The 24,588-nt window shown below is 68.5% G+C and carries 22 protein-coding genes; all 22 read left to right on the top strand.

Features of this window, described 5'->3' with window-relative positions; translation table 11 throughout:
- Nucleotides 1–52: 52 nt before the first annotated feature.
- A complete protein-coding gene (tsf, locus tag AAAZ40_RS09470; protein ID WP_476660135.1) occupies nt 53–976 on the top strand; it encodes a translation elongation factor Ts in 924 nt (307 codons plus the stop codon).
- Between the two features lie 176 nt (nt 977–1,152).
- On the top strand, nt 1,153–1,863 hold the full coding sequence (gene pyrH / locus AAAZ40_RS09465; protein ID WP_476660134.1) for a UMP kinase: 711 nt from the start codon (nt 1,153–1,155) through the stop codon (nt 1,861–1,863).
- 119 nt (nt 1,864–1,982) lie between these two features.
- On the top strand, nt 1,983–2,543 hold the full coding sequence (frr, locus tag AAAZ40_RS09460) for a ribosome recycling factor (RefSeq protein ID WP_476660133.1): 561 nt from the start codon (nt 1,983–1,985) through the stop codon (nt 2,541–2,543).
- Between the two features lie 14 nt (nt 2,544–2,557).
- Nucleotides 2,558–3,313, top strand: a complete 756-nt coding sequence (gene uppS / locus AAAZ40_RS09455; RefSeq protein WP_476660132.1) for a polyprenyl diphosphate synthase — start codon at nt 2,558–2,560, stop codon at nt 3,311–3,313.
- Between the two features lie 9 nt (nt 3,314–3,322).
- A complete protein-coding gene (locus AAAZ40_RS09450; RefSeq protein WP_476660131.1) occupies nt 3,323–4,150 on the top strand; it encodes a phosphatidate cytidylyltransferase in 828 nt (275 codons plus the stop codon).
- A 41-nt stretch (nt 4,151–4,191) separates the two neighbouring features.
- Nucleotides 4,192–5,367 carry a 1-deoxy-D-xylulose-5-phosphate reductoisomerase gene (locus tag AAAZ40_RS09445; RefSeq protein ID WP_476660130.1) on the top strand — a complete coding sequence of 392 codons (1,176 nt, stop codon included), beginning with the start codon at nt 4,192–4,194 and terminating at the stop codon, nt 5,365–5,367.
- 41 nt (nt 5,368–5,408) lie between these two features.
- Complete coding sequence (gene rseP, locus AAAZ40_RS09440) at nt 5,409–6,770, top strand: RIP metalloprotease RseP (protein WP_476660129.1); 1,362 nt, start codon at nt 5,409–5,411, stop codon at nt 6,768–6,770.
- A 13-nt stretch (nt 6,771–6,783) separates the two neighbouring features.
- The gene (gene bamA / locus AAAZ40_RS09435) at nt 6,784–9,099 is read left to right on the top strand and encodes an outer membrane protein assembly factor BamA (RefSeq protein WP_476660128.1); all 2,316 of its coding nucleotides are present in this window, start codon (nt 6,784–6,786) and stop codon (nt 9,097–9,099) included.
- Nucleotides 9,099–9,647: an OmpH/Skp family outer membrane protein gene (locus AAAZ40_RS09430; RefSeq protein ID WP_476660127.1), complete on the top strand. Its 549-nt coding sequence runs from the start codon at nt 9,099–9,101 to the stop codon at nt 9,645–9,647. The genes bamA and AAAZ40_RS09430 overlap by 1 nt, the downstream gene beginning before the upstream one ends.
- Nucleotides 9,648–9,666: 19 nt before the next feature.
- Nucleotides 9,667–10,710, top strand: a complete 1,044-nt coding sequence (gene lpxD, locus AAAZ40_RS09425) for a UDP-3-O-(3-hydroxymyristoyl)glucosamine N-acyltransferase (RefSeq protein ID WP_476661721.1) — start codon at nt 9,667–9,669, stop codon at nt 10,708–10,710.
- Nucleotides 10,707–11,162, top strand: a complete 456-nt coding sequence (fabZ, locus tag AAAZ40_RS09420) for a 3-hydroxyacyl-ACP dehydratase FabZ (RefSeq protein WP_476661720.1) — start codon at nt 10,707–10,709, stop codon at nt 11,160–11,162. Before lpxD ends, fabZ begins: the two co-directional genes overlap by 4 nt.
- On the top strand, nt 11,159–12,004 hold the full coding sequence (gene lpxA / locus AAAZ40_RS09415) for an acyl-ACP--UDP-N-acetylglucosamine O-acyltransferase (RefSeq protein ID WP_476660126.1): 846 nt from the start codon (nt 11,159–11,161) through the stop codon (nt 12,002–12,004). The genes fabZ and lpxA overlap by 4 nt, the downstream gene beginning before the upstream one ends.
- Nucleotides 12,001–12,945 (top strand): Gfo/Idh/MocA family oxidoreductase, encoded by a 945-nt coding sequence (locus tag AAAZ40_RS09410; RefSeq protein ID WP_476660125.1) that lies wholly within the window; start codon nt 12,001–12,003, stop codon nt 12,943–12,945. Before lpxA ends, AAAZ40_RS09410 begins: the two co-directional genes overlap by 4 nt.
- Nucleotides 12,946–12,990: 45 nt before the next feature.
- Nucleotides 12,991–14,088: a DegT/DnrJ/EryC1/StrS family aminotransferase gene (locus tag AAAZ40_RS09405; RefSeq protein WP_476660124.1), complete on the top strand. Its 1,098-nt coding sequence runs from the start codon at nt 12,991–12,993 to the stop codon at nt 14,086–14,088.
- A gap of 70 nt (nt 14,089–14,158) precedes the next feature.
- Nucleotides 14,159–15,277, top strand: coding sequence for a lipid-A-disaccharide synthase (lpxB, locus tag AAAZ40_RS09400; protein ID WP_476661719.1), 1,119 nt, complete (start codon nt 14,159–14,161; stop codon nt 15,275–15,277).
- A complete protein-coding gene (rnhB, locus tag AAAZ40_RS09395) occupies nt 15,249–15,881 on the top strand; it encodes a ribonuclease HII (protein ID WP_476660123.1) in 633 nt (210 codons plus the stop codon). Before lpxB ends, rnhB begins: the two co-directional genes overlap by 29 nt.
- The gene (locus AAAZ40_RS09390; RefSeq protein ID WP_476660122.1) at nt 15,878–16,648 is read left to right on the top strand and encodes a TrmH family RNA methyltransferase; all 771 of its coding nucleotides are present in this window, start codon (nt 15,878–15,880) and stop codon (nt 16,646–16,648) included. Before rnhB ends, AAAZ40_RS09390 begins: the two co-directional genes overlap by 4 nt.
- Before the next feature lie 338 nt (nt 16,649–16,986).
- On the top strand, nt 16,987–18,153 hold the full coding sequence (gene carA, locus AAAZ40_RS09385; RefSeq protein ID WP_476660121.1) for a glutamine-hydrolyzing carbamoyl-phosphate synthase small subunit: 1,167 nt from the start codon (nt 16,987–16,989) through the stop codon (nt 18,151–18,153).
- Between the two features lie 7 nt (nt 18,154–18,160).
- A complete protein-coding gene (carB, locus tag AAAZ40_RS09380) occupies nt 18,161–21,421 on the top strand; it encodes a carbamoyl-phosphate synthase large subunit (protein ID WP_476660120.1) in 3,261 nt (1,086 codons plus the stop codon).
- Nucleotides 21,422–21,594: 173 nt separating this feature from the next.
- Nucleotides 21,595–23,694: a S8 family peptidase gene (locus AAAZ40_RS09375; protein WP_476660119.1), complete on the top strand. Its 2,100-nt coding sequence runs from the start codon at nt 21,595–21,597 to the stop codon at nt 23,692–23,694.
- 48 nt (nt 23,695–23,742) lie between these two features.
- Nucleotides 23,743–23,886, top strand: coding sequence for a hypothetical protein (locus AAAZ40_RS09370; RefSeq protein WP_476660118.1), 144 nt, complete (start codon nt 23,743–23,745; stop codon nt 23,884–23,886).
- 164 nt (nt 23,887–24,050) lie between these two features.
- A complete protein-coding gene (locus AAAZ40_RS09365; RefSeq protein ID WP_476660117.1) occupies nt 24,051–24,359 on the top strand; it encodes a hypothetical protein in 309 nt (102 codons plus the stop codon).
- Nucleotides 24,360–24,588: the final 229 nt, after the last annotated feature.

Here is a 24,588-nt window from a genome sequence, read left to right as displayed (position 1 = left end):
CACACTGACAGAGCAAGCTCGGGCCTTTCAAGCCCGCTACGGAGTACACACAATGGCTGCAATCACCGCAAGCATGGTCGCCCAACTGCGCGCCAAGACCGACGCGCCGATGATGGAATGCAAAAAAGCCCTCACCGAAGCCGAGGGCAACATGGACAAGGCCGAAGAGCTGCTGCGCGTCAAGCTCGGCAACAAGGCCGGCAAGGCCGCCAGCCGCGTCACCGCCGAAGGCGTGGTGGTCGCCAGCCTCGGGGGCCACACCGGCGCCTTGCTCGAAGTCAACTGCGAGACCGATTTCGTCTCCAAGAACGAGCTGTTCCTGAGCTTTTGCAACCAGGTCGCCAACCTGATCGCCCAGCACAACCCGGCCGACGTGGCTGCGGTGGGCGCGCTGCCCCTGAGCCTCGAGGGCTTTGGCCCGACGGTCGAAGACGTGCGCAAGGGCCTGATCGGCAAGATCGGTGAGAACATCGCGCTGCGCCGCTTCAAGCGCTACGCCGGCGGCGGCCAGTTGGCGGCCTACCTGCACGGCGTGCGCATCGGGGTGGTGGTGGAGTTCGAGGGCGATGCCACCGCCGCCAAAGACGCCGCCATGCACATCGCGGCCATGAAGCCGGTGGCGCTCACCGCCGCCGAGGTGCCCGCCGAGCTGATCGAGAAAGAGCGCGCCGTGGCTGCAGGCAAGGCCGAAGAAGACCGCAAAGTCGCCGAGGCCGCCGGCAAACCGGCGCAAGCGGCCGAAATCGTGGCCAAGCGCATCGAGGGTGGGGTGCAGAAATTCCTCAAAGAGGTCTCGCTCTTCAACCAGCCCTTCGTCAAGAACGACAAGCAGACGGTGGAGCAGATGCTCAAGGCCGCAGGCACCACGGTCAAGGGCTTCACGCTGTACGTGGTCGGCGAAGGCATCGAGAAAAAGCAGGACGACTTTGCCGCCGAAGTGGCGGCGCAGGTGGCGGCAGCGCAAGCGGGTGGCTGATTCCCAGCGCTGATGCAGCGGCAGCTCAGGCGGCCGCATGCACCCAAAGCGCACCCAAAGCGCACCGAAGGTGCGCCCGATGAATAGTCGGAGTTTTACGGCCAGCCCTGCAAGGGGTTGGCCGTTGCCGCGCCACAAGCCCTAAAATCGCTCGAACTCATCATTCAGACTGTCATATGCCCGCCCACCAGCGCATTCTGCTCAAGCTCTCCGGCGAAGCCCTGATGGGCGACGACGCCTTTGGCATCAACCCTGCCACCATCGGGCGCATCGTCGAGGAAATCGCCGAGGTGGTGCGGCTCGGGGTGCAGGTGGCGGTGGTGATCGGTGGCGGCAACATCTTTCGCGGCGTGGCGGGCGGCGCGGTGGGCATGGAGCGCGCCACCGCCGACTACATGGGCATGCTGGCCACCGTCATGAACGCGCTGGCGCTGGGCGATGCCCTGGGCCGCTGCGGGCTCAAGGCGCGCGTGATGTCGGCCATCAACATCGACCAGGTGGTCGAGCCTTATGTGCGGCCCAAGGCCTTGCAGTACCTCGAAGAGGGCAAGGTGGTGGTGTTTGCCGCCGGCACCGGCAACCCCTTTTTCACCACCGACACCGCCGCTGCGCTGCGCGGGGCCGAGATCGGGGCCGAGATCGTGCTCAAGGCGACCAAGGTCGATGGCGTGTACAACGCCGACCCCAAAAAAGACCGGGACGCGGTGCGCTACCAGTCCATCAGTTTTGACGAGGCCATGGCGCGCCAGTTGCAGGTCATGGACGCCACCGCCTTTGCCCTGTGCCGCGACCAGAACCTGCCGGTGCGCGTGTTCAGCATTTTCAAGCCGGGCGCGCTGCGCCGGGTGGTGCAGGGCGAGGACGAAGGCACGCTGGTGCACGTCTGAGCACCCTTTACATCCCGATCCAGGCCCGCTCCAAGCCCCCTGAGTCGGTGTATGCTACGCGGTTAGCCCCCCAGCGGCGCGGCACACCAGCCGATCGAGTAGCCAAGCGAGTCACGACCATGCAGATTTCCGACATCAAGAAACACGCCGATCTCAAAATGCATGCCTCGATCGAGGCGCTCAAGGGCAGCTTGGGCAAGGTGCGCACCGGGCGCGCCAACCCGGCGCTGCTCGACACCGTGCATGTGGATTACTACGGCGCCATGCTGCCGCTGTCGCAGGTGGCCAACCTGAGCCTGCTCGACTCGCGCACCATCGGCGTCGCGCCGTGGGAAAAGGGCATGGGGGCGAAGATCGAGAAAGCCATCCGCGAGTCCGACCTTGGGCTCAATCCGGCCTCGCAGGGCGACCTGATCCGGGTTCCGATCCCTGCCATGACCGAGGAGCGGCGCAAGGAGCTCACCAAGGTGGTGAAAGGCGAGGGCGAGCAGGCCAAGGTGGCGATTCGCAACCTGCGCCGCGACGCCAACGAGCAGCTCAAGAAGCTGGTCAAGGACAAGCTGGCCTCCGAAGACGACGACCGCCGCGCCCAGGATGAGGTGCAAAAACTCACCGACCGCATGATCGCCGAGGTGGACCGGATCGTTGCCGCCAAAGAGCAAGAGCTGATGGCGTTTTGAGGCTGCGCGCTCCCATGCCCTCTATCGAGCGCCGCGCGGACACGCCGTGCCATTTGGCCGTCGTCATGGACGGCAACGGCCGTTGGGCCAAACAACGCTATCTGCCGCGCTTGGCTGGCCACCGGCAGGGGCTGGAAAAGCTGCGCGAGCTGGTGCGCTGGTGCGGCGAAGCCGGCGTGCAGGTGCTGACGGTGTTTGCTTTTTCGTCCGAAAACTGGAGCCGCCCAGCCGACGAGGTGAGCGGCCTGATGGGGCTGCTGGCCCGGGCGCTGGAGCGCGAAGTGGGCGAGCTCCAGCGCGCTGGGGTGCGGCTGCATTTTCCCGGCGATCGCCTGGCCTTGAGCGGCGAGCTGCAGCAGCAGCTGGCGCAGGCCGAGCAGCGCACGGCCGCCAACCAAGGCCTGGTGCTCAACGTGTGTTTCAACTACGGCGGCCGCTGGGACGTGGTGCAGGCGGCGCAGCAACTGGCCGCGCGTGGCGAGCCCATCACCGAAGCGGCGCTGTCGGGGGCGCTGGCGCTGGCGCACGTGCCGCCACCCGACCTCATCATCCGCACCGGCGGCGAGCAGCGCCTGAGCAACTTCCTGCTCTGGCAGGCGGCCTACAGCGAACTCTATTTTTCTGCGGCCCTCTGGCCGGCCTTTGGCCGCGCCGAATTTGAAGCCGCGCTGGCCGCTTACGCGCAGCGCGAGCGGCGTTTTGGGCGGGTCTCGGAGCAGCTCAGCGACGCCCCTGCGCAACCGCTGCAACCCTTGCGGGCTGCCGCCTGATTGCCGCCCATGTTGTGGCAGCGGGTGCTGACGGCGTTGGGGCTGCTGGGGCTGTTGCTGGCTTCGCTCTGGCACTCCGCCGAATGGCCCTTCGGCTTGCTGACCCTGGTGCTGGTGTGCGTGGCCGCCTGGGAGTGGGCGCGTCTGTGCGCTTGCGCGCCCGCTGTGGCTGTGGCGGCTGCGGTCGGGCTGGGGCTGGCCCTGTTGGGTTTTTGGGCCTGGGTGGGCGTGGGTTACGACAGCAGCTGGTTCTGGCCACTGGCCAGCGTGGCGTGTTTGTTGCTGCTGCCCCTGCTGCTGCACCGAGGGGTGCAGGGCTGGCATGGGCTGGCCAACGGGCCGCGCGTGGCACTGGGCTTGCTGTTGCTGGGGCAGGCGTGGTGGGCCTTGTTGCACGCCAAGACCATCGGTCTGGGCATGTTGCTGAGCATTTTCATGTTGGTCTGGGTGGCCGACATCGCCGCCTATTTTGGCGGCAAGCGCTTTGGGCGGCGCAAGCTCGCACCCTCCATCAGCCCTGGCAAAACCTGGGAAGGGGTGTGGAGCGCCGCCTTGGCGCTGCTGGTGCTGGGCGTGCTGTGGCTGCAGTGGTGGCCCGCGCACTGGGGGCCCAGTCTGTACACCCAACTGTGGCAGCTCGGGCCCTTGCCGGCCTTGGCCTTGCTGCTGCTGTTGCTGGCCCTGAGCGTGATGGGCGATTTGCTCGAATCCCTGGTCAAGCGCAGCGCCGGCCGCAAAGATTCGAGCCGCATCCTGCCCGGCCACGGCGGGCTGCTGGACCGCTTCGATGCGCTGTTGCCGGTGTTGCCGCTGGCGCTCTGGATCGTGACCGCCTAGGCACGCTCCATCCCTTTTTTTGCGCCTTTGCCCCCCCCACCATGCAGACGCTGACCGTGCTTGGATCGACCGGATCGATCGGAACCCAGACGCTGGACGTGGTGGCGCGCCATCCACAGCGCTATCGCATCCATGCGCTCACGGCCCAAGAGCGGGTGCACGAGCTGGCGCTGCAGTGCCAACGCTTTGCGCCGCGCTATGCCGTGATTGCACCGGCTGGGGCCGACGCCCTGCGCGCTGCCTTGCAAGCCCTTGGCGCCACCGACACCGAGGTGCTGACCGGGCCGCAGGCCCTGTGCGAGGTGGCGGCGGCCGATGCGGTCGACAGCGTCATGGCGGCCATCGTCGGCGCGGCCGGCTTGGCGCCTTGTGCGGCGGCGGCGCGCAGCGGCAAAAAGCTGCTGCTGGCCAACAAAGAGGCGCTGGTGCTGGGCGGCGAGTGGTTCATGCAGACGGTGCGCACTGGTGGCGCCACCTTGCTGCCCATCGACAGCGAACACTCGGCGCTGTTTCAGTGCCTGCCCGAGTCCTCCGCCCAGTGGGCGCAGCGGGTGGAGAAAATCGTCCTCACAGCCTCGGGCGGGCCGTTTCGCCAGCGCGACCCGGCCAGCCTGGCCAGCGTCACGCCCGAGCAAGCCTGTGCGCACCCCAATTGGGTCATGGGGCGCAAAATCTCGGTCGATTCCGCCACCATGATGAACAAGGCGCTCGAAGTGATCGAGGCCCACCACCTGTTTGGCGTGGCACCCGAGTGCATCGAGGTCGTGATTCACCCACAGAGCGTGATCCACTCGATGGTGCAGATGCGCGACCGCTCGGTGCTGGCGCAGCTGGGCACACCCGATATGCGCGTGCCGATCGCCTACGGCCTGAGCTGGCCCGAGCGCATCGAATCGGGGGCCGAGGCGCTGGACTTTGCCCGCTTGGGCGCGCTGACCTTCGAGCCGCCCGCGCGCGAGCGCTTTCCGGCCTTGTTTCTGGCCTGGGAGGCCCTGGCCGGCCCGCGCGGCAGCACTGGGGTGCTCAACGCCGCCAACGAGGTGGCGGTGCAGGCCTTTCTCGAGCGCCGCCTGCGTTTTGACCGCATCCACGCCGTGAACGCGGGAACGCTGCAGGCCTGGACGCCCTCCAACCCCGACGGCATCGACGACCTGCTGGCGCTCGACGCCCATGCGCGCGCCCTGGCGCGGACGCAGTTGCAGCGCTGGCAGGATTGAGAGACTGAAAGGCCACCGCCCATGCACCCTGCCACCGTCCCATGCTGACCGTTCTCGCCTTCTTGGTGGCCATCGGGCTGCTGGTGGCGGTGCACGAATACGGGCACTACCGCGTCGCCGTGGCGTGCGGGGTCAAGGTGCTGCGCTTTTCGGTCGGATTTGGCAAACCCCTGTGGAGCTGGCGCTCCACGCGCAGCGGCACCGAATACGTGCTGGGCGCGCTGCCGCTGGGGGGCTATGTGCGCATGCTCGACGAGCGCGAAGCGGCCGTGCCCGCCGCCGAGCGCCATCTGGCTTTCAACACCCAGAGCCTGCGCGTGCGCACGGCCATCGTGGCGGCCGGGCCAGCGGCCAACCTGCTGCTGGCGGTGCTGCTGTATGCGCTGGTGGCGTGGATGGGGGTGCCGCAGCCGCAGCCGGTGCTCGCCACGCCGGCGCCGGCCTCGCTGGCCGAACGCGCCGGGGTGCGCGGCGGCGAGTGGGTGGTGGCGCTGGCGCGGGTGGGCGACGCGCCGCAGCCGGTCGAATCCTTTGGCGATCTGCGCTGGCAGCTCATGCGCGCCGCCCTGGCGCAGCAAGACCTGAAGCTGTGGCTGGCCAGCGGCCCCGGCGAGCCGGGGCGCGAGGTGCGGCTGGAGCTGTCGCAGGTCGATGTGCGCCATGCCGACGCCACGCTGTTGCGCCAGATAGGCATCGAGGCCCCGTGGTCGGCGCCGTTGCTGGGCCAGCTCACGCCCGAAGGCGCCGCCGCCGCCGCTGGCCTGCAGCCCGGCGACCGGGTGCTGCGCGTCGATGGCCAGCCGGTGCGCGACGCCGCGCAACTGCGCCAGCTGATCCGTTTGTCGGCCGCCGACGGCCATCCGCGCACCCAGCGCTGGCAGATCGAGCGCGCCGGCAGCGTGCTGCAACTCGAGGTGACCCCGCGCCCCGAGCAGATCGAGCGCGTCTGGGTGGGGCGCATCGGCGGCTTCGTGGGGGCGACGCCGGACATGGCCGAACGCGCCATGGGGCCGCTGGAGGGGTTGTGGCATGGAGCGGTGCGCACCTGGGAGGTTTCGCTGCTGTCGCTGCAAATGATCGGCAAGATGCTCAGCGGCCAGGCCTCGTTGCAAAACCTGAGCGGCCCGATCACCATCGCCGATTACGCCGGCCAGTCGGCCGCGCTGGGGCTCGCCAGCTACCTGCTGTTTCTGGCGCTGATCAGCGTCAGCCTCGGGGTGCTCAACCTGCTGCCGCTGCCGGTGCTCGACGGCGGGCACCTGATGTATTATCTGTGGGAGGCCGTGACCGGGCGCCCTGTGTCCGACGCTTGGATGGAGGGCTTGCAGCGCATCGGCATCGTGCTGCTGCTGGGTCTGATGTCGCTGGCCATTTTCAATGATATTGCCCGTTTGCTGGGCTGAGAACGCATTCTTCATGAACTACAAGCAACCGCGCTTGCGCCGCCTCGCCTTGGGCGCACTGGTTTCCCTGTCGCTGGCGCTGCCGGCTTGGGCCACTGCCCCCTTCACGCTGCGCGACATCCGGGTCGAGGGCCTGCAACGCGTCGAGCCCGGCACGGTGTTTGGCTCGCTGCCCTTCAGGGTCGGCGACGCCTTCACCGAAGACCAGGGCAGTGCCGCCATCCGCGCCCTGTTCGGGCTCGGGCTGTTCTCTGACGTGCGCCTGCAAATCGAGGGCGAGGTGCTGGTGGTGATCGTCGAAGAGCGCCCGACCGTGGCCGAAATCAGCTTCAGCGGCGTGCGCGAGTTCGACAACGAGGTGCTGCGCCGCGCCCTGCGCGACGTGGGGCTCGCCGAAGGCCGACCGTTCGACCGCGCCCTGGCCGACCGCGCCGAGCAAGAGCTCAAGCGCCAGTACCTGACGCGCAGCATGTACGCCGCCACCGTCACCGCCACCGTCACGCCATTGGATCGCAACCGCATCAACCTCAATTTTCATGTGGTCGAAGGCGGCATCACGCGCATCACCGAGCTGCGCATCGTCGGCAACCAGGCGTTCAGCGACGCCACCTTGCTGCGCCTGTTCACGCTCGACACCGGCAACTGGTTGAGCTGGTACACGCGCTCCGACCGCTACTCGCGCGAGCGCCTCAACGCCGACCTCGAAACCCTGCGCTCGCACTACCTCACGCGCGGCTTCCTCGAGTTCACGATCGACTCGACCCAGGTTGCGATCTCGCCCGACAAGGGCGAAATGGCGATCACCATCACCCTCACCGAAGGCCAGCGCTTCGTGGTCTCTGGCGTGCGGCTGGAGGGCGATTACCTGGGGCGCGAAGAGGAGTTCAAGTCCCTGATCCGCATTCGCCCCGGCCAGGCCTACAACGCCCAAGAGGTGGCCGAGACCGTGCGCGCCTTTGGCGAGCATTTCGGGCGCTTCGGCTTTGCCTTTGCGCGCGTCGAGGCGGTGCCCGAAATCGACCGCCAGAACGCCCAGGTGGCGTTCGTGCTGCGCGCCGAGCCCTCGCGCCGCGCCTTCGTGCGCCGCATCGAGATCGAAGGCAACGAGCGCACCCGCGACGAGGTCATCCGGCGCGAGTTCCGCCAGCTCGAATCGGCCTGGTACGACGGCGACCGCATCCGCCTGTCGCGCGACCGCGTCGACCGGCTGGGTTTCTTCACCCAGGTCACGGTCGATACGCGCGAGGTGCCGGGGGCGCCCGATCAGGTCGATCTGGTGGTGGCGGTCGAGGAGCGGGCCACCGGCAGCCTGTCGATCGGCGCCGGTTTCTCGCAGGCCGAGCGGCTCTCGCTCACTGCCGGCATCCGCCAGGAAAACGTGTTTGGCACCGGGCACTCGCTCAGCTTCAACCTGAACACCAGCGAGTTCAACCGCCAGCTGGTGCTCAGCACCGTCAACCCGTACTTCACGCCCGACGGGGTGTCGCGCGCCTTTGACCTGTACTACCGCACCAGCCGCCCGTTCACGGCGCAAGCGGGCGACTACGAGCTCGTCACCGCCGGTACCAGCGTGCGTTTTGGCGTGCCCTTCACCGAAACCGACACGGTGTTTTTCGGCCTTGGGCTGGAGCAGACCCGGATCGAGCCCGGCGCCGGGTTGCCCTTTGCCTTTCGCGACTACATGAACGCCTTTGGCGCTTCCTCGGTGTCGGTGCCCCTGACCGTGGGCTGGGCGCGCGACAGCCGCGACAGCGTGCTCGTGCCCACCCGCGGCCGCCTGATGCGCTTCAATGGCGAGCTCGGCATCGCCGGCGACACCCGCTACGTGCGCGCCAGCGGACAGTTCCAGCAATTCATCCCGCTCAACCCGCAGTGGACGCTGGCCTTCAACGCCGAAGCCGGCTGGGGCCGCGGCCTGGGCGACCGGCCGTTCCCGGTGTTCAAGAACTTCTTCGGCGGCGGCCTGGGTTCGGTGCGCGGCTTCGAGCAAGGCACCTTGGGCGGCACCAGCGGCATCGTCGGCCAGCCGGGGGCTTTGTCCTACATCGGCGGCTCGCGCATGGCGGTGCTCAACACCGAGATCATCGCCCCTTTCCCCGGTGCGGGCAGAGACCGCACGCTGCGCATGTTCGGCTTCATCGACATCGGCAACGTCTCGGACGATTTCGGCGGGCGCTCGCGCTTCAGCGATTTTCGCGCCTCGGCCGGCATCGGCATCAGCTGGCTCTCGCCGGTCGGGCCGCTTAGAATCGCGTATGCCCAGCCGTTGCGCGAGTTCGCCAACGACAAGCCACAAAGCATTCAATTCCAGATTGGTACCACGTTCTGATGAAATCCTTCTCTAGTCACCTGTTGCGCTCTTTCTTTGCCGCCTTGCTGCTGGCCACGGCCGCTTTTGCCGTCACGGCCCAGGACTTCAAAATCGGCTTTGTGAACACCGACCGGGTGCTGCGCGATTCGGCCGCAGCCCGGGCCGCACAAACCAAGCTGCAGCAAGAGTTCGCACGCCGCGAGCGCGAGGTGCAGACGCTGGGCACCCAGTTGCGCGCCGCCTCCGAGGCCCTGGAGCGCGAGGCGCCGACGCTGTCCGAGGCCCAGCGCATGACGCGCCAGCGCCAGCTGGTCGAGATGGAGCGCGATTTCCAGCGCCGCCGCCAGGCCTTCCAGGAAGACCTGAACCTGCGCCGCAACGAGGAGCTGCAGCAGGTGATCGAGCGCGCCAACCGCGTCATCCGCCAGATCGCCGAGGCCGAGCGCTTCGACCTCATCATCCAGGAGGCGGTCTATATCCACCCGCGACACGACATCACCGACAAGGTGATCGCTGGCCTGAACAGCGCCCCAGCCACAACCCCGGCCGCCGCCCCTGCCCGCTGAAGGCACCGGTGCCCGGCATCTGATGCTTCGGCTCTGCGACATCCAAGCCGCCTTGGGCGGCGTTTTGCATGGCGACGGCAAGCGTGCGATCGCTGGCTTGGCCTCGCTCGAAAGCGCCGGGCCCGATCGGCTCGCCTTTGTCGCGCAGGCGCGCCACGCGGCGGCGATCGAGAGCACGCAGGCCGCAGCGCTGATCGTGCCGCCCGAGCTGGTGGCGCGCGCCAGCGCCCGCGGGCCCTGCATCGAGACGCCGCAGCCCTACCCCTACTTTGCCCGCCTGACGCAGTGGTGGCGGGCGCGCCAGCTGGCGGCGCAGCGCGCTGCCACCGACCCCGCCGCGCCCGCCATTCATCCCAGCGCCTGGGTGCACCCCAGCGCCGAGCTGGCTGACGGGGTGCGCCTGGGGGCCTTTGCGGTGGTCGAGGCCGGGGCGCAGATCGGCGCCGGCAGCGAGATCGGGGCCCACTGCGTGATCGGGGCGCGGGCGCACCTCGGCGCCCAGGCGCGCCTGGCGGCGCAGGTGGTGATCGGCCACGATTGCACGCTGGGTGCGCGCTGCATCGTGCACAGCGGGGCGGTGATCGGGGCCGACGGCTTTGGCTTTGCCGCGCACCAGGAGCGCTGGCTCAAGATCGAGCAACTGGGCGCGGTGCGCATCGGCGACGAGGTCGAAATCGGGGCCAACACCTGCATCGACCGCGGCACCCTCGACGACACCGTGCTCGAAGACGGCGTCAAGCTCGACAACCTGATCCAGATCGGCCACAACGTGCGCATCGGCGCGCACACCGCCATGGCCGGCTGCGTCGGGGTGGCGGGCAGCGCCCAGATCGGCGCGCACTGCACCTTCGGCGGCGGCGCCGGGGTGCTCGGGCACCTGCGCCTGGTCGATCACGTGCACATCACCGCCGCCACCCTGGTCACGCGCTCGATCCTCAAGCCGGGCCAGTACAGCGGCGCGTTCCCGATCGACGACAATGCGAACTGGGAAAAAAACGCTGCCACGCTGCGCCAGTTGTACGCGCTGCGGCAACGCCTGAAAGCCCTGGAAAAAAAATCCTGATGGACATCCACCATATTCTGAAAAAACTGCCACACCGCTACCCATTTCTGCTGGTGGACCGGGTGCTGGAGATCGAAAAAGGCCGCTCCATACGCGCGCTCAAGAACGTGAGCGTGAACGAGCCGCAGTTCACCGGGCATTTTCCGCACCGGCCGGTGTTTCCGGGGGTGCTGATGCTCGAAGCGCTGGCGCAAACGGCGGCGCTGCTGACCTTTGACACCCTGGGGCTGGAGCTGGACGAAAACTCGGTCTATTACTTTGCCGGCGTCGATGGCGCGCGCTTCAAGCGCCCGGTGGAGCCGGGCGACCAGCTGCTCATGCACGTCACGCTCGAGCGCTCCAAGGCCGGTATTTTCAAGTTCAAGGGCGTGGCCCGGGTGGGCGACGAGGTGGCTTGCGAGGCCGAACTGATGTGCACCATGCGCCGCATCGCCAGCGAAGGCGCCGCATGAGTCGGATCCACCCCACCGCGCTCATCGACCCGGCGGCGCAGCTGCACCCCACCGTCCAGGTGGGGGCCTACAGCCTCATCGGCCCCCACGTGCAGATCGGGGAGGGCAGCGCCATCGGCAGCCACTGCGTGCTCGAGGGCCACACGCGCATCGGCGCGCACAACACCATCCACAGCTACGCCGCGCTGGGCGGGGCGCCGCAGGACAAGAAATACGCCGGTGAGCCGACCCGGCTCGAAATCGGCGACCGCAACGTGATCCGCGAGTTTTGCACCCTGCACCGCGGCACCGCCAACGGCAGTGGCGTGACCCGCGTGGGTGACGACAACATGCTGATGGCCTACGTGCACCTGGCGCACGACTGCCAGGTGGGCAGCCACACGGTGTTTGCCAACAACGCCCAGCTCGCCGGCCACGTGCAGGTGGGCGACTGGGTGATCTTGGGCGGCTTTACCGTGGTGCGCCAGTTTTTGCGCCTGGGCGCGCACAGCTTCACGGCCATGTGCGCGCTGCTGTTTGCCGACTTGCCGCCGTTCGTGGTCTGCCAGGGGCAACCGGCGGTGGCGCGCAACGTCAACGCCGAAGGGCTGCGCCGGCGCGGCTTTGGCCCAGCGCGCATCGCCGCCGTGCGCGCCATGTACAAGGCGCTGTACCGCGAGAACCTGACGCTGCAGGCCGCCCAGCCGCGCATCGCCGCCTTGCTCGCACAGCACCCCGAGGCCGCCGCCGATGTGGCGCTGATGAGCGCTTTTCTGGCCGGCGTCGGCAAGCCCGGCATCGTGCGCCGGCGTGCGCGCAGCGAGGCGGCCGAGGGCGCCGAGGGCAAAGGAGAAGGCGCATGAAGCCGCTGCGCTGTGCCGTGATCGGGGTCGGGTACCTGGGCAAGTTCCACGCCCAGAAATACGCCCAGTTGCCGGGCTGCGAGTTGGTGGCGGTGGCCGACAGCCGGCTCGACGTGGCCCAGGCCGTGGCCCAGCCGCTGGGCTGCCGCGCCGTGGCCGACTACCACGAGCTGCTGGGCCAGGTCGATGCCGTGAGCGTGGTCGTGCCGACGCAGGCGCACCACGCCGTCACGCTCGATTTTCTGCGCGCCGGAGCCCACGTGCTGGTGGAAAAACCGATCGCCGTGACGCTCGAGCAGGCCGACGAGATGATCGCCCTGGCCGAGCAGCGCGGCCTGACGCTGGCGGTCGGGCACCTGGAGCGCTTCAACCCGGTGGCGCTGGCGCTCGAGCCGCTGCTGCAGCGGCCGCGCTTCATCGAGAGCACCCGACTGGCCCCGTTCAAGCCGCGCGCCACCGACGTCAGCGTGCTGCTGGATCTGATGATCCACGACGTGGACTTGATCCTGTCGCTGGTGGACAGCGAGATCGTGAGCATAGACAGCAGCGGCGCGCGCGTGCTCACCGCCGACATCGACATTGCCAACGCCCGCATCCGCTTTGCCAACGGCTGCGTGGCCAACGTCACCGCCAGCCGCGTCAGCAACAAGAGCGAGCGCAAGATGCGCGTGTTCCAAGACCGCGCCTGCCATTCGCTCGATTTTGGCAGCCGACAACTGGTGAGCTACCGCGCCACCGATGCCGACCCGCACACCGCCCCCGAAGCGGCGATAGCGCGCCAGCTGCAGACCTTCGGCGAAGCCGACGCGCTGCAAAGCGAGATCGCCGATTTCGTGGCCAGCGTGCGCGAGGGGCGCGCACCCAAGGTCGGCGGTCGCGCCGGGCGGCGCGCGCTGGCGGCGGTGCAGCGCATCAGCGCCGCCACCGAGCTCATAGCCTGATTCTTTGCCCCCTTTGCCTTCTTTGACGCCCTAGAAAGCCCCGCCATGCGCATCCCGATGGTCGATCTGGCCACCCAGTACCGCGAACTCAAACCCCAGCTCGAACCGGCGCTGCTGGCGGCGCTGGAGGCGACGCAGTTCATCCTTGGCCCCAACGTGCAGGCCTTCGAGGCCGAGGCCGCCGCTTACCTGGGTGTCAAGCACGCCATCTCGTGCGCCAACGGCACCGACGCGCTGCACCTGGCGCTGCGCGCCCTCGGTCTGGGGCCGGGCGACGAGGTCATCACCACGCCCTTTACCTTCATCGCCACCGCCGAGGCCATCGCCTACGTCGGCGCCAAAGCGGTGTTCGTCGATATCGACCCGCGCACCTTCAACCTCGACGTGGCGCAGGTGGCGCGCGCCATCGGGCCGCGCACCAGGGCGCTGCTGCCGGTGCACCTGTTTGGCCAACCGGCCGACCTCGACGCGCTGCAGGCGCTGGCGCAGCCGCACGGCCTGCACCTGATCGAAGACTGCGCCCAGTCCTTCGGTGCCACGCTGGGTGGGCGCCAGACCGGGGCCATCGGCGACGTGGCGGCGTTCAGCTTTTTCCCAAGCAAAAACCTGGGCTGCTACGGCGACGGCGGCATGGTCACGACCCAGTCCGACGCGCTGGCCGAGACGCTGCGCATGCTGCGCAACCACGGCAGCAAGGTGCGCTACTACCACGACATCATCGGCTACAACAGCCGACTCGACGAGCTGCAAGCGGTCGTGCTGCGCGCCAAGCTGGCGCGCATCGACCACTACAACCAGCAGCGGCGCCGCGTGGCGCAGCGCTACCAGGCCGGTCTGGCCGGCTTGCCGCTGCACACGCCCCATGAAGACGGCATCGGGCGGCACGTCTATCACCAATACACGCTGCTGTGCGAGCGCCGCGACGCGCTGCAGCAGGCCCTCAGCGCCGCCGGCATCGCCAGCGCGATCTACTACCCGGTGCCACTGCACCAACAGAAAGTGTTTGCCGCCGCGGCCGCAGGGCAGACCTTTGCGGTCACCGAGTCGGTGGCGCAGCGCTGCCTGTCGCTGCCGATCTACCCCGAGCTCAGCGACGCGGCCATCGACGAAATCTGCGCCGTGATCCGTCAGGCGCTGGCTTGATGTGGACCCTGCCAGCCCCAGCCCTGCCAGCCTAGGCCCGTCGCCGCCGGGCGCGGGCTTGCGCGTGGCCATGGTGGCGGCCGAACGCTCCGGCGACCAGCTCGCGGCCTTGCTGCTGCAGGGCATGCGCCAGCGCTGGAGCGGCTTGCAGGCCAGCGGCATCGGCGGGCCGCTGATGCAGGCGCAGGGCTTTGTGGCGCACCACAGCTGCGACGAGCTCACCGTGCGCGGGCTGGTCGAGGGCCTGTGGGCCTACCGGCGCATCAGCGCCCTCCGGCGCCACTACGCCGCCGACTTGCTGCGCCAGCGTCCCGATCTGTACCTCGGGGTCGACGCCTCGGACTTCAACCTGCCGCTGGAACGCCGGCTCAACCGCGCCGGCATCCCCGCGATGCAACTGGTGTGCCCCTCGATCTGGGCCTGGCGGCCCGGGCGCGTGCACGCCATCCGGCGCAGCGTGCGCCACGTGCTGTGCCTGTTTCCCTTCGAGCCCGAGCTGCTGGCGCGCCACGGCATCGCCGGCACCTTCGTCGGACACCCGGTGGCCGACCTGATCGCGCTCGAGCCCGATCAGGCCGGCGCGCGCCAGCGCCTTGGGCTGGCTCCCGACGCCACCGTGGTGGCGCTGCTGCCGGGCAGCCGGGTGGCCGAGATCGACGCGCTGGCCGCGCCTTTTTTGCACGCCGCCCGCCTGATGGCGCAGCAGCGACCGCAGCTGCGCTTCGTGCTGCCCACGCACGAGGGCCTGCGCCCGACGCTGGAGCAGGCGCTGCGTGCCAGCGGCATGGAGGCGCGGGTGCAGCTGGTGCTGGGGCAGGCGCACACCGTGCAGGCGGCCTGCGACGTGGCGCTGGTGGCCAGCGGCACCGCCACGCTCGAAACCGCGCTGCACAAGCGCCCGATGGTCATCGCCTACCGCATGCAGTGGCTCTCCTGGTGGGTGGCCAACCAGCAGCGGCGCACACCTTGGATTGGGCTGCCCAACATCTTGTGTCAGCAAAGCCTGGTGCCCGAGCTGCTGCAGCAGCAGGCGCAGCCCGAGGCGCTGGCGCGCGCCACCTTGGCCTGGCTCGACGACCCGGCAGCGGTGACGCGCCTGCGCCAGCGCTTCACCGAGATGCACCTGCAACTGCGGCAAGACATGCCCGCCCGAGCCAGCCATGCGATCGCGCAAATCCTCAGCGCTTGAGGCCTACAAGCTGGGCTGGGCGCCGCCGGGCCTGGTGGCCGGGGTGGACGAGGCCGGGCGCGGCCCGCTGGCCGGGCCGGTGCTGGCGGCGGCCGTGATGCTGGACCCGCGCAAACCGATCGCCGGCCTGCGCGACTCCAAAAAACTCACGCCCAAGCGGCGCACGCAGCTGTGCGAGCTGATCCACGACCGCGCTCTGTGCTGCTCGGTGGCTCAGGCCAGCGTGGAAGAAATTGAGCGCCTCAACATCTTGCAAGCCACCCTGCTGGCGATGCAGCGCGCCGTGGCCGGCTTGCGGCTGCGCCCGACGCAGGTGCTGGTCGATGGCAACCGCTTGCCCGCCCTGCACCTGCCCGCGCAAGCCGTGGTGCGCGGCGACGACCGGGTGGCGGCGATTGCGGCGGCTTCCATCGTTGCCAAGGTGCAGCGCGACCGCCTGTGCGACGATTGGCACGCCCAGTACCCCGATTACGGCTTTGACCGCCACAAGGGCTACGGCACCGCGCTGCATCTGGAGGCGCTGCAGCGCCTGGGCCCCACGCCCCTGCACCGGCGCGGTTTTGCCCCGGTGGCGGCGCTGCTGGCGGCTGGGCGCCCGGCATGAGCACCGAAACCATCCGCTCGCGCGACAACGCGCTGCTCAAGCAACTGCGCCGCCTGGCGCACGACGCGGCCGCCGGCCGCGAGCTGGGGCTGGTCTGGCTCGAAGGCGAGCACCTGTGCCGCGCCCTGCTGGCCCGTGGCCAGCTGCCCACGGTGTTGCTGCGCGCCGAATCGGCCCCGCACTGGGACACGGCCTGGAGCCTGCCCCCCAGCGTGCGCCGCGTGGCGCTGGCCGACAGCCTGCTCGCCGGCGTCAGCGGCCTGGGCTCGAGCGCGCCGGTCGGTTTTCTGTGGCCCCTGCCCACCGCCGTGGCGTGCCAGCCCGGGCGGCCGACGGTGCTGCTCGACCGCTTGCAAGACCCGGGCAACGTCGGCTCGATCCTGCGCAGCGCCGCCGCCTTGGGTTTCGAGCAGGTGCTGGCGCTCAAGGGCACGGCGGCGCTGTGGGCGCCCAAGGTGCTGCGCGCCGGCATGGGGGCGCATTTTGGCCTGCGCCTGATCGAAGGCTTGCACCCAGGCGATCTGGCGGCGCTCCAGCTGCCGCTGCTGGCCACCAGCTCGCACCAGGGCCAGTGGCTGCACCAGGCCGCGCTGCCCTGGCCCTGCGCCTGGCTGTTCGGCCACGAAGGGCAGGGCCTGAGCCCCGAGCTGCTGGCTGGCGCCAGCCACACCCTGCGCATCGCCCAGCCCGGCGGCGAGGAATCCCTCAACGTCGCCGCCGCCGCCGCCATTTGTTTGCACGCCAGCGCGGTGCAGCGGCCCGCTTGAGCTAGTGTGGCGTTGCGCGCTATCTGGAACATAAAACCGCGCCTTTTCGTCCCTGCTGTCGTTGCAAATCCGCGCCATAGTGGCACTATGGCTGTGGTTTGCGCCTAAGCAGGGCCAAAAATCCATCGGTTTTATTTGTCCCATCAAGCGCGCAACACCACACTAGGCCCGGCAGGGGCCCCGGTGGCGGTGGGCGGGCGGGCTATAATTTTAAGGTTTACCCGAACCCTGCGCACCCCGGTGGCTCAAGGCCGCTGCAGCCCCAATCAAAATCGCCTGAGTCCGTGCTGGCGTGGGGCCTGAGGGTGCGGCCAGAATCCAAGTCCCTGGAGAGTCCCGTGTTTCCCGTCCCCGCCCCCGCCCTGCTCGCGCTTGCCGACGGCACGGTCTTTCGCGGCACCGCCATCGGTGCCACCGGCCAGACCGTCGGAGAAGTGGTGTTCAACACCGCGCTCACCGGCTACCAAGAAATCCTCACCGACCCCAGCTACCGCCAGCAGCTGGTCACGCTCACCTACCCGCACATCGGCAACACCGGCGTCAACGAGCAGGACGTGGAGTCCGACGCCATCCACGCCGCCGGCCTGATCATCAAAGACCTGCCGCTGCTGCACTCCAACTTTCGCGCCAGCCGCAGCTTGGGCGAGTACCTGCAGCGCCATGGCACGGTGGCCATTGCCGGCATCGACACCCGCGCCCTCACGCGCCGCCTGCGCACGCACGGGGCACAAAACGGCGCCATCGTCGCCCTCGCGGCGGGCCAGAGCCTGAGCGAGGCGGTGGTGGCGCAGGCGCTGGCCGCCGCCCGCAGCGCACCCAGCATGGCCGGGCAAGACCTGGCGCGGGTGGTGAGCACGGCCCAGCCCTACGAGTGGACGCAGACCGAGTGGCAGCTGGCGCGCGCCGACGGCAGCCCCGGCTACGGCGAGCTGCAGACGCCGCGCTTTCACGTCGTGGCTTACGACTTTGGCGTCAAGAAAAACATCCTGCGCATGCTGGCGCAACGCGGCTGCCGCGTCACCGTGGTGCCGGCCCAAACCCCGGCTGCCCAGGTGCTGGCGCTGCGTCCCGACGGCGTGTTCCTGTCCAACGGCCCCGGCGACCCGCAGCCCTGCGGCTACGCCATCGCCGCCGCCGCCGAGCTGATCGAATCCGGCCTGCCCACCTTCGGCATCTGCCTCGGGCACCAGATCATGGCCCTGGCCAGCGGCGCGCGCACCTACAAAATGCCGCACGGCCACCACGGCGCCAACCACCCGGTGCAAGAGCTCGCCAGCGGGCGCGTGGCCATCACCAGCCAGAACCACGGCTTTGCCGTGGAGCGCGAATCGCTGCCGGCGCACTTGCGCGTGACCCACATCAGCCTGTTCGACGGCACCGTGCAGGGGCTGGAGCGCAGCGACCGCCCGGCCTTTTGCTTCCAGGGCCACCCCGAGGCCTCGCCGGGTCCGCACGACATCGCCCCCCTGTTCGACCGCTTCACGGCGCTCATGGCTTCGGAGTAAACAGAACATGCCCAAGCGTTCAGACCTCAAGAGCATCCTCATCATCGGCGCCGGCCCGATCGTCATCGGTCAGGCGTGCGAGTTCGACTACTCCGGCGTGCAAGCCTGCAAGGCCCTGCGCGAAGAGGGCTACAAGGTCATCCTGATCAACAGCAACCCGGCCACGATCATGACCGACCCGGCCACCGCCGACGTCACCTACATCGAGCCCATCACCTGGCAGACGGTGGCCAAGATCATCGCCAAGGAACGGCCGGACGCCATTTTGCCCACCATGGGCGGCCAGACCGCGCTCAACTGCGCGCTCGACCTCTGGCGCCAGGGCGTGCTGGCGCAGCACGGCGTCGAGCTGATCGGGGCCACGCCCGAGGCCATCGACAAGGCCGAAGACCGGCTCAAGTTCAAGGACGCCATGACCCAGATCGGCCTGGGCTCGGCGCGTTCCGGGATCGCGCACAGCCTGAGCGAGGCCTGGGAGGTGCAAAGGCAGGTCGGCTTCCCGACCGTGATCCGCCCCAGCTTCACCTTGGGCGGCAGCGGCGGTGGCATCGCCTACAACCCCGAAGAGTTCGAGACCATCTGCAAGCGCGGCCTCGAGGCTTCGCCCACGCACGAGCTGCTGATCGAAGAGTCGCTGCTGGGCTGGAAAGAGTTCGAGATGGAGGTGGTGCGCGACCGCGCCGACAACTGCATCATCGTCTGCTCGATCGAAAACCTCGACCCGATGGGCGTGCACACTGGCGACTCGATCACCGTGGCGCCGGCGCAGACGCTCACCGACAAAGAATACCAACTGATGCGCAACGCCAGCCTGGCGGTGCTGCGCGAGATCGGCGTCGACACCGGCGGCTCCAACGTGCAGTTTGCCGTCAACCCGGCCGACGGGCGCATGGTCGTGATCGAGATGAACCCACGCGTCTCGCGCTCGTCGGCGCTGGCCTCCAAGGCCACCGGATTCCCGATCGCCAAGGTGGCGGCCAAGCTGGCGGTGGGCTACACCCTCGACGAGCTCAAGAACGAGATCACCGGCGGCGCCACCCCGGCCTCGTTCGAGCCCAGCATCGACTACGTGGTGACCAAGATCCCGCGCTTTGCCTTCGAAAAATTTCCCGCTGCCGACAGCCGCCTGACGACGCAGATGAAGTCGGTGGGTGAAGTCATGGCCATCGGGCGCACCTTCCAGGAGAGCTTCCAGAAGGCGCTGCGCGGGCTCGAGGTCGGCGTCGATGGCATGAACGAAAAAACCCAGGACCGCGAAACGCTGGAGCGCGAACTCGGCTCGCCCGGGCCGGAGCGCATCTGGTTCGTGGGCGACGCCTTCGCCGCCGGCTGGACACTGGACGAGGTGCAGCAGATCACGCGCATCGACCCGTGGTTTCTGGTGCAGATCGAAGACATCGTGCGCATCGAGCTGGGGCTGGACCGGCACACCGCCGCGCACGGCGCGCAGGCGCTGGCGGCCCTGAGCGCCGAAACGCTGCGCACGCTCAAGCAAAAGGGCTTTTCCGACCGCCGCCTGGCCAAGCTGCTGCACACCCACGAGCAGGCCGTGCGTGCCCAGCGCCACGCCCTGGGCGTGCGCCCGGTCTATAAGCGCGTCGATACCTGCGCCGCCGAGTTCGCCACCGCCACCGCCTACCTGTATTCCAGCTACGAGCAAGAGTGCGAAGCCGCGCCCAGCGAGCGCAAGAAAATCATGGTGCTGGGCGGCGGGCCGAACCGCATCGGGCAGGGCATCGAGTTCGATTACTGCTGCGTCCACGCCGCGCTGGCCCTGCGCGAAGACGGCTACGAGACCCTGATGGTCAACTGCAATCCCGAGACCGTCTCGACCGACTACGACACCAGCGACCGGCTCTACTTCGAGCCGCTGACGCTCGAGGACGTGCTCGAAATCGTGGCCAAAGAGCGCCCCGAGGGCGTGATCGTGCAGTTCGGCGGCCAGACGCCGCTCAAGCTCGCCCTCGGGCTCGAGGCCGCCGGCGTGCCCATCATCGGCACCAGCCCGGACATGATCGACGCCGCCGAAGACCGCGAGCGCTTCCAGCAGCTGCTGCACCGCCTCGGGCTGCGCCAGCCGCCCAATGCCACCGCGCGCACCGAAGCCGAGGCCATGGACAAGGCCAGCGCGCTGGGCTACCCGCTGGTGGTGCGCCCCAGCTACGTGCTGGGTGGGCGGGCGATGGAAATCGTGCACGAGCCGCGCGACCTCGAGCGCTACATGCGCGAGGCGGTCAAGGTCAGCCACGATTCGCCGGTGCTGCTGGACCGCTTCCTCAGCGACGCCATCGAGTGCGACGTCGATTGCATCCGCGACGCCAGCGGTGCCGTGCTGATCGGCGGCGTGATGGAGCACATCGAGCAAGCCGGTGTGCACTCGGGCGACTCGGCCTGCTCGCTGCCACCCTACTATTTGGGCGCGGCCACCGTGGATGAAATCAAGCGCCAGACGGCGGCCATGGCCGGCGCCCTGAACGTGGTCGGGCTGATGAACGTGCAGTTCGCGATTCAGCAGCTCGACGGCGTCGATGTCATCTACGTGCTCGAAGTCAACCCGCGCGCCTCGCGCACCGTGCCCTTCGTCTCCAAGGCCACCGGCATCCAGCTGGCCAAGGTGGCGGCGCGCTGCATGGCCGGTCAGACGTTGGCGCAGCAGGGCGTGACGCGCGAAGTGGTGCCACCGTACTTCAGCGTCAAGGAAGCGGTGTTCCCGTTCGTCAAGTTCCCCGGCGTGGACACCATCCTCGGGCCCGAGATGAAGTCCACCGGCGAAGTCATGGGCGTCGGGCGCAGCTTTGGCGAGGCGTTCGTCAAGTCGCAGCTGGGGGCCGGCACCCAGTTGCCGCGCCCCAGCGACGCCGTGCGCAAGGTGTTTCTGTCGGTCAAGGCCGACGACAAGCCGCGCGCGGTGCAGCTGGCGCGCGAGCTGCACGCGCTCGGCTTTGAGCTCGTGGCCACGCGCGGCAGCGCCGCCGCCCTCAACGCCGCCGGCGTGCCGTGCGCGCAGATAAACAAAGTCGCCGAAGGCCGGCCCAACATCGTCGATCTGATCAAAAACGGCGACATCGCCATGGTCATCAACACCGTCGAGGAGCGGCGCAACGCCATCGCCGATTCGCGCTACATCCGCACCTCGGCGCTGGCCAACCGCGTCACCACCTTCACCACCATCTCGGGCGCCGAAGCGGCGGTCGAAGGCATCAAGTGCCAAGACTCGCTCGGCGTGGTGTCGGTGCAAGAGCTGCACGCGCTGCTGGCCTCGTCTTGAGTTGCGCTGGCCGGGGGCGCCGGCGCCTTTCGCCCCCTGCATGCGTTAGGATGCTGCCCGTGCCACGGCACGGTGCGGTCGGTTCGTGGTGGCGTGGAGCGCTTGGCTGTTGCCGTCCAGCCAAGCCCGTCGGGCTTTGTTTGTGGCACCGTTTCAGGGGGCTATCTCAGTCCATGCACCATGTGTCCCTGCGCTCGCGCGCTTATCCGTTCATCGCCCTGCGCCTGAGCGCGATTGCGCTCGCTGTTGCCGCCACGGTTTCCCTGTCCGCCTGTGGCGGTGGCGGTGGCGGCGGCGGCCCTTTGCTCAACCAAACGCCGCCACCCGATCTTTACACCCAGCCGCCGCCCTTGCAGCCTGCGCCCATGAACCATGCGGGCATCGAGGCTTTCCTGCCCGCCGAATCCGTCAAGGTCAACGTGGGCGTGGTGGATACCGGCTTCATACTGACGCACCATGCCATTGCCGCCAGCGTGTCGGGCAGTCGCAACTTCTCGACCACGACGCCGCTGATCGACGATGTGCCAAGCAACAACGCCTCGCAGTGGCACGGTACGCCGGTGACGCAGGTGCTGGCACGCGGCACGCACAACGAAGCCCTGTGGCTGGCGCGCCCGCAAGAAGACGGCGTCGGTTTTGCGATCAACTCGGTTGCCGACGCGGGCATTTGGGCCAACGCGCAAGGCGCGCGCCTGGTCAATTACAGCCTGAGCAATATGTTCATGCGCCATGCGGACACCGACCGTCTCTACACAGACCATGTGGCGCGTGGCAGCGCAGCCGTGATTGCGGCAGGCAACGAGAACCGCTCCATCACGCAAACGCTCATCACACTTGGCACGTACGGAACGCCCGCGCCGTCGATCTTTGAGCACGCGCCCTTTGCCCACATCACGCTGGTGGTGGGCGCGCTCAGCCCCGACAACGTGACGCTCGCACCCTTTTCCAATCGTCCGGGCGAGCGCACCGATGTGCAGGCGCGTTTTCTGGTGACGCAATCGCAGACCGAGGTCTATAGCGCCAACTCGACCGCCGCGAACCCGGTGCGCGAGTGGGTCGATGGCACATCCTTCGCAACGCCGGTGGTGTCGGCGGCGCTGACCACGGTGATTGCGCGCTGGCCGCACCTGACGCCGGATCTGAGCACGTCCCTCCTGCTCGATACGGCAGATCGGGATTTCAGCCCCCTGTTCACGCAGAACAACTGCGGCCCATCGGCCAACGTCAACTGCGGTGCCTACCACTTCGGTCGTGGGCGCCTGAACCTGATGCGCGCCTTGCAACCCGTCGGCCCGGTGTCTGTCCCCACGGGGGCGAACGTGGGGCAGGGCGTGGCGATCGAGGCCACCCACTTGCGCCTGCCCGCTGCCTTTGGCGACGCCAGCCCTGCGGGTGTGACGAGCGCGGTGTTCGACTCCTTCGGGCGCGACTTCGCCCTGCCTGTGGCCGCCTTGGTGCAGCGCAACGCTGCGAGCGACGCACGGCGCAATTTCCTCTCTCAGATGGAGGCGCGTGAGGTCACGCAAAGCGCGCCGGTAGGGGGCGAGCAGGGTGCGGCGCTGAACGTGCGCCTGGGGTTTGCGGGTGACAGCCGCGCTCCCGTGCTGACCGAGTTCGGTTTTGCGTCCGACAACTGGCGCATGAGCCTGGCATCGATGCAGCGCGCCCACCAGCGCCTGCCAAGTGCGGGGCTGCACAGCGCAGCCTTGCCGCAGATGCTGTCCTTTGCCGACCACGGCGCGCTGCAAGCCTTCGATGGCGCGCATGCGCTGGGTGCGGCCTTCAGCCTGAGCGATGGGGTCGAGGTGTACGCGCAGTTCAACCAGGCGCACATGACGGGCCGGGGCAAGGAGCGCGGCGCCCAAGATCAAAGCGCCGTGCTCAGCGCCTTTGGCCTGAACTTCACGCCGCTTGCGGGCTTGAGCCTTGGCGTGGGTGTGGAGTCGGTGCAGGAGCGCGGCGGCGTGCAGGGCGCGCAAGGGGCGGGCGCGTTGGCGCTGACCGCATCGAGCGCTCAGTCTGTGGTGCTGCGCTTCAACCAGGACTTGGGCGCGGGCTGGCGCGGCTTTGGCCTGCTGCGCTCGGGCACTCTGGACGTGCAGGGCCAGCACCTGCTTGCCAGCGTGGAAGGTGCGCGCACGAGCGAGTTTGCGGCTGGGGTGGCCTTTGCCGGGCAGCGCTCGCAGATGTTCCTGGCGCTCTCGCAGCCCCTGCGCGTGGATTCGGCGCGCGCGCACTTCAACGCAGCGGTGGGGCGCACGCTGGATGGGTAGGTGCGCTACGAGGCGGTGTCGGCCAACTTGGCACCGAGCGCACGCCAGATGAACCTGGAATGGGGCACGACGCTGCACCTGGGGCGGGGCGAGAGTTTGAGCGCCAACGTGGTGCATAGCATCCATCCGGGCCACAGCGCGCAGGCGCCGGATCAGACCTTCGTGGGCGCGACCTATCGCGTGGTGTGGTGAACAAGGACGCAACGGTGAAACGTTCAAACTTCATGTTGCTGGCCTGGTGGGTGGCCGCATTCGGGCTTTCCGCTTGCGCTGCGCCCATGGGCGGGCAGCAACCGAACCCAGCAGCCCCTTCGTCTTTAGGCGCGCCTGCCCCCGTTGCACCTTCCTCTGTGTCCATGAACCGAACCAAGCCCGTGCCCAACATGCAAGCCGCTCAACTCGATGGCAGCCTGGTTGCGGTGCTCGAGCGTTACCGCTTGCTGGGCTACCATGTGGACACGGATGCGGCACGCGCCCAGGCTTGGGACCCGCAGGCGCGCACCATAGGCGTGGCGGCTTTACACCAACTGTTGGCTGCTTATTGGCCAGGCGTGGAGTTGCGCGTCTTGCCCTTTCGGTCGGTTTTCACGGCCGATTACCGCGCCACACGCTTGAGCGTGCATCTGGACCAGCAAGGCAGGATCGATCGGATACTGGTCGGCTGAGCAGGTCAGGTCCAAGTGCGTTTTGCTGGCAAGACCAAGCCTTGCCAACCCGCAGCGCCTAGGGTTATAATCGACAGGTTGCCTGCAGCTTGCAGGCCAACGTTCCACGCCCGCACGCGGAAAGCCGCTGCGCCAACTCTGGGCTGCTTGCCGTGTGCTTCAAGGCCACAGCAAGGTCTGTCTGGCCTTGGCCGGCATCTTTTCTGCAGCGGGGCGCATGTTCCACACT

This window comes from Serpentinimonas sp. SMBJO2 (assembly GCF_056341105.1).
Note: the sequence above shows the minus strand (reverse complement) of the source record. Positions and strands in the feature narration are given on the sequence as shown.